This is a genomic window from Streptomyces silvae (assembly GCF_016745505.1).
Taxonomy (GTDB): domain Bacteria; phylum Actinomycetota; class Actinomycetes; order Streptomycetales; family Streptomycetaceae; genus Streptomyces; species Streptomyces silvae.
Map to the genome: position 1 here is coordinate 58,555 of NZ_JAERUC010000090.1, position 10,595 is coordinate 69,149.

The window sequence follows — 10,595 nt, forward strand, 5'->3', positions numbered from 1 at the left end:
CGCGGGGACGTGGACTCCGCGGACTCCTGATCCGGCCCGGGACCGCTGTGCCGTGCCTCCGAGGGCACGGGGGCGGCGCTCAACGGCCCGCGAACGGGACGATGCCCGCCTCGACGGGGCGCGGACCGGCCGGGTGCCGCCACAGACCGCGCTTCTCCAGCAGCGGCAGGACACCCTCACCGAACCAGTACGCCTCCTCCAGGTGCGGCACGCCGGAGAGGACGAACTCCTCGATCCCGAGCCGGTGGTACTCCTCGATGAGGTCCGCGACCTCCGTGTGGCTGCCCACCAGGGCCGTGCCCGCACCGCCGCGCACGAGGCCGACGCCCGCCCACAGGTTGGGGTAGATCTCCAGATTGCCGGTGTCCCCGCTGTTGTGCAGCTCGCGCATCAGCCGCTGCCCCTCGGACTCGCTGGTCGCCAGGCCCTCCTGCACCGCCTTGACGCGCTCCGGGTCCATCGCGGCCAGGAGCCGCTCCGCCTCGGCCCATGCCTGCGCCGAGGTGTCCCGGGTGATGGTGTGCAGACGGATGCCGAACCGTACGTCGCGTCCCTGGGCGGCGGCCAGCGAGCGCACCCAGTCGATCTTCTGCTTCACCTGCTGCGGAGGTTCGCCCCAGGTCAGATACACATCGGTGTACCGCGCGGCCACCTCGCCGGCCGCGGGGGACGAGCCGCCGAAGTAGATCTGCGGCACCGGGTCGGGCAGCCGGTTCAGCGCGGCGCCCTCGACCCGCAGATGCTCGCCCCGGTGGTCGACCGTCTCACCGGCCCAGAGCCGCCGCACGATGTCGAGGAACTCCCCGGTACGGGCGTAGCGCTGGTCCTTGTCGAGGAAGTCGCCGTACGCGCGCTGTTCGGCGGACTCGCCTCCGGTGACGACGTTCAGCAGCAGCCGGCCGTGGGACTGCCGCTGGTAGGTCGCCGCCATCTGCGCCGACAGCGTCGGGCTGATCTGGCCGGGGCGGAAGGCGACGAGGAACTTCAGCCGCTCGGTGACCTGGGTGAGCATGGCCGTGGTCAGCCACGCGTCCTCGCACCAGGCCCCCGTCGGGGTGAGCGCCCCGACGAAGCCGAGCTGTTCGGCGGTGCGGGCTATCTGGCCGAGGTACTCGACGGAGGCCGGGCGGTCGCCGCCGGCGGTGCCCGGCGTCGAGCCGTGGCCGCCGCCGACGACGTGGCGGCTGTCACCGGTCGTGGGCAGGAACCAGTGGAAGGTGAGAGCAGACATACGGGGGCTCCGGAGGGGGTGCGGAGGACGGCGTGCCGGCATGCCGCTCGGGGCATGCCGCGGCTGCCCGGCTGCGTACGTTCAGGGACGCATCGGGGCACGCGAGGACACGGGGGAGACAGGGCCGCGGTGTGCGGTGCCGTGGGGGGTGCCGGAGCGCGAGAAGCTCAGGGCCGGTGGCCCTGAGGCATCGAGGGTCCGACAGGCGTCAGCCGCGACAGGTGGCGCTGGACTGGCGACACAGGTCGACGTGCAGGCGCTCCACGAGGAAGTCGGCGGCAGCGGTCATGTCAGGCATTGTGGGGGAGCCGCACCGCCCGGCTCAAGTCCTGACCGGCCGCCATGTCACCAGGGGAGACCGGTGGAGGCGGAAGGGCGGCCGGGAGCCGGACCCGCCGCGGCGGCGGAGCGGCCCCGACGGGCGTCAGGTCTCGTCCAGGCCGGTGCAGTACGCGACCGTCGCATCGTCCGGCGCCACCCCCCGGCGGGCCTCGGCCCTCCGGACACGGCGGATGATCCCGTCGGGGCCGCCCGACGCCAGGGCGGCCATCACCTCCGGCCAGTCGCAGAGCCCGAACCGGTCCACGAGGCCGCTCGCACCGTTGCTGAGCAGGGCGGCACCGGACAGCCCGGAGACCGGACAGCTTCCGGTGACCGCCTCGTCCGCCGCCCGCGGATCGTCCTTGGCCACCCAGAAGCCGCCCGGCTGGTTCCGGTGGGACCGCAGGTCCCGGAGAATCCGGCGGTGGGCGTCGCTCCCCCGGGCGGTGGCCCCGAGCGCGGCCTCGTACGACCGGCTGATGACCACTTCCCGGGGGTCGGAGACGACGAGCGGTGCGCCGTCCGTCCGGTCGAGCACGACGGTCGCGTCACCCAGGACCGCATAGTCGACGAGGCCGCCCGACAGACGCAGGACGGCCACGGCCGCCGACGGAGCGATGACGTCGGCGACGTCGCAGGTGTCCCGGTGCGCGTCCGTCACCTGCTCGATCGCCTCGGCCAGCAGTGCGGGCAGACCACGGTCCCGCACCGGCGACAGGAGACCCAGAAGTGCGCCTCCCAGCCGCGTGGCGTACCAGGCGACGCCGTGCCGGCAGAGCGATTCGGAGCCGGGGATGCCGGCGCCGTCCACCAGCACGGCCGCCGTCGGCACGGCCCCGGTGAAGTCCTCGTTCACCCGGCCGGGCCGTGCCGCGGCGCTCGTCGTCATCGTCACCCGCACGGGGTGCTTGCTCCTTCCACCGGGGGGAGGTTCAGAGGCGGCCGCCCGGGACCACCGTGAACGAGGCGGGACCGGCCGGCAGATGCACCGTGTACTGGCGCAGGTAGGTGTCCAGGTACGGCGAGCGGGCACCCCCGGTGGCCACGTCGTCGGACGGGTCGTCCAGCGCCAGCCGCAGCTGTGCGCCCTTGACCTGGATCTTCTCGCCCGAGGGCGTGTCGCGCCACGAACCGGTCCGGATGGACCCGATCTCCACCGCCAGGACGTGCCCGGCCGCCAGCGTCCAGTCGGTCGCCTTGAGGTCGACGGTGAGCCTGCCCGTGTCCAGCAGCGAGACCTGCTCGTCGAACATCACGGCGGTGCCGTCCGGGGCGACGTCGTACAGCTTGAGCATGACGTTCCCCTTGCCCTTGGCGGTCAGGGAGATCTGCGGTGTGCCCGTGACCCGTACGTCCTTCTTGAGCGCCTTGGACCACACGAAGAAGCTCGAGGTGACCGCCCCGGTGCTCTGGAGCCGCGCCTGCCCCTCGGCCAGGCCCTTCGGTGCCGCCGGGTCGATCGTGGGCGCGTTCTCCATGTCCCAGTCGCCCGAGACCTTCACGCGCCCCCGGAGTTCGGGCAGTCCGGACGTCGCCAGCGCCGCGAGGGAGGAGATGCCGCCGTCGTCGACGTAGGCGCCGCCGCCGAGGGGGAGCCTGACCGAACGCTCCACGACCGGCCAGGTCTTCTGGGCCCGCCAGGCGCCGGTGGAGTCCTCGACGGAGTACGCCGGGTAGCGGACGGCGGGCTTGATGCCCTTGAGGTACTGGTCGTAGAAGGAGAGGGTCTCGTCGTACCAGCCCTCACGCCCCATGGACAGGCGTCCGTCGCTGGTGCGGTCCCCGCCGCGTACGTGCTCCCACTGGCCGACCCAGCCGCGCTCGGGGCCCTTGTGGTTGTCCAGGTACTCCTGCATCTCCTCGGGCTTGGTGTTGTTCTCGATGAAGCCCTGGGTGACGAAGAGCGGGGTGTCCGTGCCCCTGGCCGCCTTCGCCAGGTCCCGGGAGGTCCAGAACGGGTCGTGCTGGTCGGCGATCCGGTAGCCGGCCGCGTTCTGCGTCAGGCACTCCGGATGGTCCTCCTCGTAACGGGAGTTGGCGAGGTAGTGCGGGTCGTCGTCCGGCAGCTGGCCGAGCGTGGCGATGGAGTTGTAGGCGTTGGCGGTGCCCGTGACGTTCGGGCGGGGCACCCCGTTCGAGTAGATGTACTGGTACATGTCCCAGACGGGCTCCTGGGCGACGACGGCCTTGAGGGCGCGCTGGTCCAGGTTGTTGCCGATCAGGCCCGTCGCGGCGTCGTAGGACTTCCCGTACAGACCCACCGCGCCCGTGGACCAGGACTGCTTCGCGGCCCAGTCGATCGCCGCCTTCACGTCCGCCTGCTCGCCCGGGCCGCCCCAGTCGAGGCAGCCGGTGGAGCCGCCGAAGCCGCGCAGGTCGACCATGACGAAGGCGTACCCCTGGTCGAACAGGTCGGTGCCCTCGATGAAGTCCTGGAAGCGGGAGGAGGGGCCGGTGTGGTCCCAGCCCTCGGGGTCCGTCTGGCCGGAGTGCCCGAAGTACGGGCCGACCGACAGGATGACGGGCACCTTCGCCTTCTTCGGCAGCCCCTCCGGCAGCAGCACGTCGGCGTGCAGCTCGGTGCCGGAGCGGTCCGAGGACGGGAAGTAGTGCTGCGTCCAGAGGGAGCCCTCGGGGACGCGGTCGTTCTGCTGATGGGTGACGGGGCCGGCCGCGGTGGCGGCCGGCCCCGTACGGTCCTGCGCCGCGGTGGGCGCGGAGGCGGCTGCGGGACCGGCTAGTACGCCGGTCAGCGCGAGGGTGGTGACGAGGGCGGAGGCGGCCCAGGCGGCCGTGCGACGTGCTCTCACATGCTTCTCCCGGCTGGATGGATACGGGGTGTCGCAGTGGTGCAGGCCGAGCAGCGGCCCCGCCCGCCCCTGAGAGCGCACCGGTGGTCGCGCACATCCGCGGAGCTGGATCACAGACGCGGACGTGAACCGGAGCCGACGGCGATGAAGTCTATGATCACATCGGGAATGCTTCAACAGGCACGTATGTCACGCGTGTTACTGATTACCGGCGCGGAGCGCGGCCCGCTGGACCGCGCCCCACGCCCGTCACGGTCAGTGCGCCGCGCCCCCGGAGCCTGGGCGTGCCGGTACGGGCGTACTCGCCAGGCCGTGGTGGACCAGGGCCAGGAACTCCTCGTCCGTGAGGCCGAGTTCCCGTGCCTGGCCGATGATCCCGTGCACGGCCTCGGTGAGACGGGCCTGCCCCGCCGCGCCGGGGGCCGCGGTGATCACCGCGCCCCGGCCGCGGCGCAGCTCGATCAGGCTCTCGTCGCGCAGCCGCTGGTAACCCCGGAGCACGGTGTGCACGTTGACACCCAGCGACTCGGCGACCTCACGGGCCGGCGGAAGCCGCTCACCCGGTGCGGCCGTGCCGTCGGCGATCGCCCCCCGCACACAGGCCGCGATCTGCTCGCCCAGCGGCACGGGCGAGCCGGGGAGCACCCGGAACAACATGGCTAGTGGTGCTCCCTTGCGTGGCGGTCGGTCAGGCCGTTGAGCAGCGCGGCCGCGGTGGTCGAGTCGTCGATGGTGACGACGTACTCGCGCCCCTTCGCCGTACGGACGGAGAGCGCCTCTCCCGAACGCAGCAGCACGCCGCGCCGGTTCGGACGTATCCGGTAGCCCCAACCGCCGAATTCTCCCACGGGGTCGACCTCGACGCTGTCGGCGCCGACGATGCTGCCGAGCGGCAGCGCCAGCCGGGGCCGCGGCAGGACCGTCGAGGTGACCGTCAGGCCACGCCGGTCGACCGTGACCCGGACACCGGCGAACGCTGCGCAGACCGGGCCGAGGACGAGCGGCGCCAGCCCTGCCTGCCAGGGGCCGAACACCAGGGTGACCGCGCCGACGAGGGTGACGGCCCCGGCCGTGATCAGCAGCACGCGGGACATCATGGTGCGGCTCCAGGCGACGGCCTCACCCTCCGCCAGCGGCAGCGAGGGGGCCGGCGGCGCGGGCTCGGGGCGCGGCCCCGGTCCCATCAGCCACCAGGCCAGGGCGCCGGTGGCCAGGCCCGCGACGAGCAGCACTGCCACGTGCCACAGGGGCAGGTGTACGTCGGCCGGGTCCTGGACGTCCGTGTTGAGGAGGACGGTGAGGATCAGCGGATAGCCGACCGTGACGGCCGTACCCACTCCGACGGCGGTGTTCAGCCTGGACCCGGCGCTCTCCTTGGAGACCAGGGTCAGGACGGTGAAGAGCAGCCCGAGGCCGACGAGCAGGGCGCACCCGAACCACAGTGCTCCGTCCCGGCTCATGTAGTCGTCCGCCCCGCCGCCCGTCGAGAAGTGCGTGGCGATCCGCCCGGGCAGCCGGTCCTCGTTCGCCAGAAAGACACCGGCGTAGGCCGCGGTGGCGACTGCGTACGGCACGGCCGCCAGGGTGCCCCTTCTGATCGCGGTCATCTGAACCCTCCCCCTGAAGTTGTTAGCATTGAAGTAGAACAATAGCAGCTTGTGTGGCCCCGGGGGAGTACGGGGAACGGCCGCCCGCCCTACCCGCGGCCCGGGGACCGGGTGGCGTCGGTGACGCGGTCGAGCCCGTAGTAGTCGGCGACGCAGCCGCCCGGCCAGTACGCGCGCCCCCGCCGGCTGAACGGCTCCAGCATCTGGCTGATCACGAGCCGCTCGTACGGAAGGACCCGCGCGCCGGCGCCCGCGCCCTCGCGCAGTCGGCGGTCCTGGGCGTCCCATCTCGCGGCCCGGTCACGCATGTTCGTGTCGAGGTCGAGCAGCGCCACCGCCGGTCCGAAGCAGACCAGGACGCACAGCACCGCGCACGCGGCCCGCAACGGGCCGGTCCCGCGCGCCCGCTGCCGGACGGCGAGCCCCAGCAGCGCACCGGCCCCGACGAGGAGGGCCACCCAGACCCACAGGTAGTCGTTCCACAGCCGGTTGGCGCTGGCATCGCTCACCCGGTCCTGGAACACCGGGTAGGTCACGACCGTGCACAGGAAGCCGGAGACGAGGAGCGCGGCCACCGCCGCACAGGCCATCAGGCGCCGGTGCGCGGGCAGACCGGGCGCGCTTCCGTCCTGGCGCACGCACATCAGGCCCAGGAGCACCCCCACCGCGACCGCTCCCACGTACTGCCAGGTGGTGGCCACCGTGAGCGCGATCTGTGCGAATCCGCGCAGCGAGGCGGCGAGCGACTCCGGCGCCACCATGGACGTCGTGCCGGCCCCGAACCTGCCCCGGCGGTGGTCCGATCCGGGCGAGGTGATCAGGACGAGGCCACCGGCGACGACCCCCGTGAGGCCCGCCGCGCACCAGAGGCGGAGAAAGGCCCGGGGCGGGCCGGCGGCGGCGTATCCGCTGAGGACGAGGACGGTGAACAGCAGCACCGCCACGACGATCGCCGTCTCCTCCGAGAGGGTGCCGATGACCAGGCCGGCGAGCAGGGCCACGGCGACGGCCGCACCCCTGCCCCGGCGTGAACGGGCCGCCAGGAACGGCAGCAGCGCGGCGCAGGCCAGCACCGGCGGCATGGTGTGCGAGACCGACGCGGCCGGCCAGTAGAACGTCTTGTACGTGTTGGGCGTGACGAACAGGAAGAGGGCGGTCCCCATGGCCGCGACCAGCAGGGGCAGCCCGCGCGGCACGGTGAGCCGGAGACGCCGCAGTGCGAGGACCACCACCGCCCACAGCACCGTGAGCGTCAGCACACCGGTGACCAGGCCGAACCACTGGTGCCCCGCGACCTGGAACTTCGCGTAGGCGCCGACCAGTACGGCGTTGGCGACCCGCCCGTTGTCGTCGAAGTAGAACCGGCCGATGAGCCCCGTGACGCCGCCGTCCCGCACCGCCGGCAGGAAGCACCAGTCGTCGGCACCGGGCCGGACCGACCTGCCGAACCAGGCGGCCGCGGCGAGCAGGGCCAGGGGCGGGAGGGCGAGGGCGGTCAGCCAGAGCGAGGTCCACGTCCGTGGCCGGGAGGCCCTCCGCGGGCGTCCGGGAGCGCCCCGGGGGCCCGGCGCCGTGGCGTCCGGCCGGTCAGGCGCTGCGGGCTCCGGGGTGCCGTCGGACATCCGCGCTCACCGGTCCTCGGAGGCGCGGAGCGGCAGGTCGTGGACCGGGGCGCTCAGGGGCTGTTCCGCCGGCTGTGCGGCCGGCCCGGCGGGGGCGGGGGTGGCGCGGCGGCCCGACATGATCGCCCACCGGGCCAGCAGGAAGGAGACCGGGGTGACGAGGACTCCGGCGACGAGCGCGGCCAGGTTCTTGTCCATGCCGAGACCGCTGACCGCGCCGTAGAGCAGAGCGCCCGACGCCACGAGATTGACGGCGCTCGACAGCGGATAGCGCACGAAGGCACGCCAGGTCGGCTTCGTCCGGCAGGTGACGTACGAGTTGAGCAGGAACGAGCACACGATGCTGAGCGCGTATCCGAGGACGTGGGCGACCAGATAGGGGATCCACCGGTTCAGGACGGCGTAGACACCGAGGTACACGGCGGTGTTGACGCACCCCACCAGGACGAAACTGGTGAACTGGCGCACCGTGCGGTTCCGGGGGGCGACCGGCGCGGAGAGCACGGGCGGAGGCCGCTTCGAGGGCGCCGGGCCGTTCTCGTCGGTCTCCCGCACCACGTACGGCGGCCGGTGCTTCGCCTCGTGGTAGATGCGGCCCACGTACTCGCCGATGACCCCGAGGGTGACCAGCTGGATACCGCTGAGGGCCACCACCGCGGTGAGCAGGGTGGCGTATCCCGGGGTGTCGGCGCCGTGCAGCACCACGGTCACCACCGTCCACACCGCGTAGGCCAGGGCCGAGAGGAACACCCAGAAGCCGGTGTAGATGGCCAGACGCAGCGGGCGGTTGTTGAAGGACAGCAGCCCGTCGATGCCGTAGTTCAGCAGCCGCCGGCTGCCCCATTTCGACCGGCCCGCCACGCGTTCGCTGTTGCGGTAGCGGAAGCTGACCGTGTCGAAGCCGATCCAGGAGAAGATCCCCTTCGAGAAGCGGTTGCTCTCCGGCATGGACAGCACGCTGGCCACCGCCCGGCGGGACAGCAGCCGGAAGTCCCCGGTGCCGTCGAGGAGCTCGACGTCCACGCAGTGGCGCACGATCGCGTAGTAGGCGTGGCTGATCGTGCTGCGGAGCACGCCCTCGCCCGAGCGGTCACGGCGCGGGACGACCTGGTCGTAGCCGTGCCGGTGCAGTTCCAGCATGCGGGGGATGAGCTCGGGCGGGTGCTGGAGGTCGGCGTCCATGATCACCACGGCGGCGCCCCGCGCCATGCGGAGCCCGGCGAGCATGGCGGCCTCCTTGCCGAAGTTCCGGCTGAAGGCCGTGTAGCGGGTCCGCGGGTCCCGGGCGGCGAACGCGCCGAGCAGCGCCCGTGTGCGATCGGCGCTGCCGTCGTCCACGTAACAGATCTCGAAGGAGTCATCGAGTCCCTCCAGGACGGCCAGCAGCGCCGCGTGGAAGGAGCCGATGCCCTCGGCCTCGTTGAAGCAGGGCACGACGACCGACAGCTGAAGGCCGGTCACGCGACACCTCCGGACGTGCGGGGACCCGGAGCGCTGGTTTCGGCGCGCTCCGCCCTCCCACAGTCGCCCATCCGGTCGTGAAGTCCCCCTCATGCCGCTCCGGACGCGCGGGCCGTCGGCCTCTTTCGCACGAACGGCGCACGGCCGGGCGGGTCAGGCGCCGTCGCGCGGCCGGATCAGCGGTGGCTCACGACATTGACCACATGGCCGTCGGGGTCACGTACGAAGAAGCGGCGCACGCCCCATTCCTCGTCCTGCAAGGGGTGCACGATCTCCGCCCCGCTCTCCCGCATCACCGCGTACGCCGCGTCCACGTCGTCCACCTCCACGCTCAGGTCCGGCACGACGGGTCCCGTCCTGTCCCGGCTCATGAAGGTGACCTGCGCCGTGGGGTTGGAGGGGGAGGCCAGCGTCATGACCCAGCCGAGGTTCATGACCTCCTCGAACCCCAGGCGCTCGTAGAAGCCCCGGCTCTCCTCCATGGACTCCGACCGGATGTCGGGCATGACGCGGCGGATGGACATCGGGACCTCCTGCTGACGGGCGGCGGTGGTGACGCCCCCGATTCTGTCCAGCAGGCCGCCACGGCGCATCCGCCTCGCCCGGATCGGACCCGAGCCGTCCGTGATGGAGCGGGGCCGTGGCGTCAGGGGCGGCTGGTCAGGTATCCGCCCATGGTGGTGAAGTACTCCGTCGCCGGCAGCTCCCGGCCGTCCTCCGTGCGTACGCGTGTGACCGCCAGGCCGTGGTTGCGGCCGGTGCGGGCGTCGGCCCCGGCGACGATCACCACGCCCTCGCCCTCGCGGTAGAAGATCCGGCCGGGCGTCCCGCCGTAGCGGCCCTTCGCCTTCCACCGCGGCGAGGACCTCGATGCGCCTGCCCCGGTGGAAGGCGAAGGCGCTGGGGTACGGATCGGACTGGGCGCGGACCAGACGTGCGAGGTCCTCCGCGGGCCATGTCCAGTCGATACGGATGTCCTCGGCCGAGCGCTTGTGGAAGAAGGTCGCCTCGGAGCGGTCCTGCGGGGTGAACTCCGTCTGCCCTGCCGCGATCAGGCCGAGCGCGCCGGTGGTGACCGGGCCGATGAGGTCGACGGTCTTGTGGAAGAGGTCGGTGGCGGTGTCCGCCGGGCCGACCGTGACCGCCTCCTGCCGGACGATGTCGCCGGCGTCGAGCTCGTCGTTCATCATGTGCGCGGTGACGCCCACCTCGGACTCGCCGTTGATCAACGCCCAGATCAGCGGGGAGAACCCGGCGTACTTCGGCAGCAGCGAGTCGTGGATGTTCAGCGTGCCGTGGCGCGGGAGGGCGAAGATGCGCGGGGGGATCCACGTCCGCCAGTTGTTGGCCACGATGATGTCCGGGTCGGCCTCCCGGAGGCGCTCGAACAGCTCGTCGTCGTCCGGGCGGTTGCGTATCAGCACCGGGACGCCCCGCGCCTCGGCGAGGTCGGCGACGGAGTCGCTCCAGATCTTCTCGTACGCGTGCTCGCTCCTGGGATGCGTCACGACCAGCACCACGTCGTGCTCGGAGTCCAGGAGGG

At 72.4% G+C, this 10,595-nt stretch carries 9 protein-coding genes and 1 pseudogene; all 10 read right to left on the reverse strand.

The genetic code is table 11. From position 1 onward, the window contains the following. Positions 1-79: 79 nt before the first annotated feature. Entirely contained in the window at positions 80-1,231 is a 1,152-nt protein-coding gene (locus JKV81_RS14125; protein ID WP_202076188.1) for an LLM class flavin-dependent oxidoreductase, read from the reverse strand. Positions 1,232-1,439: 208 nt separating this feature from the next. Further along, positions 1,440-1,529, reverse strand: a complete 90-nt coding sequence (locus JKV81_RS36830) for a putative leader peptide (RefSeq protein WP_372444152.1) — start codon at positions 1,527-1,529, stop codon at positions 1,440-1,442. 126 nt (positions 1,530-1,655) lie between these two features. Further along, positions 1,656-2,453: an integrase gene (locus tag JKV81_RS14130; RefSeq protein ID WP_202076189.1), complete on the reverse strand. Its 798-nt coding sequence runs from the start codon at positions 2,451-2,453 to the stop codon at positions 1,656-1,658. Positions 2,454-2,484: 31 nt separating this feature from the next. Beyond that, positions 2,485-4,362, reverse strand: coding sequence for a CocE/NonD family hydrolase (locus JKV81_RS14135; protein ID WP_202076193.1), 1,878 nt, complete (start codon positions 4,360-4,362; stop codon positions 2,485-2,487). Between the two features lie 255 nt (positions 4,363-4,617). Then, positions 4,618-5,019: a GntR family transcriptional regulator gene (locus JKV81_RS14140; protein ID WP_129260051.1), complete on the reverse strand. Its 402-nt coding sequence runs from the start codon at positions 5,017-5,019 to the stop codon at positions 4,618-4,620. A 2-nt stretch (positions 5,020-5,021) separates the two neighbouring features. Further along, a complete protein-coding gene (locus tag JKV81_RS14145) occupies positions 5,022-5,969 on the reverse strand; it encodes a DUF1648 domain-containing protein (protein WP_202076195.1) in 948 nt (315 codons plus the stop codon). An 89-nt stretch (positions 5,970-6,058) separates the two neighbouring features. Next, on the reverse strand, positions 6,059-7,591 hold the full coding sequence (locus JKV81_RS14150; protein WP_129260053.1) for a DUF6056 family protein: 1,533 nt from the start codon (positions 7,589-7,591) through the stop codon (positions 6,059-6,061). A 6-nt stretch (positions 7,592-7,597) separates the two neighbouring features. Then, positions 7,598-9,052: a glycosyltransferase gene (locus JKV81_RS14155; protein WP_129260054.1), complete on the reverse strand. Its 1,455-nt coding sequence runs from the start codon at positions 9,050-9,052 to the stop codon at positions 7,598-7,600. 176 nt (positions 9,053-9,228) lie between these two features. Beyond that, positions 9,229-9,576: a VOC family protein gene (locus JKV81_RS14160; RefSeq protein ID WP_129260055.1), complete on the reverse strand. Its 348-nt coding sequence runs from the start codon at positions 9,574-9,576 to the stop codon at positions 9,229-9,231. Between the two features lie 122 nt (positions 9,577-9,698). Further along, positions 9,699-10,595 (reverse strand): annotated as a pseudogene (locus JKV81_RS14165) (methionyl-tRNA formyltransferase); the annotation flags it as partial.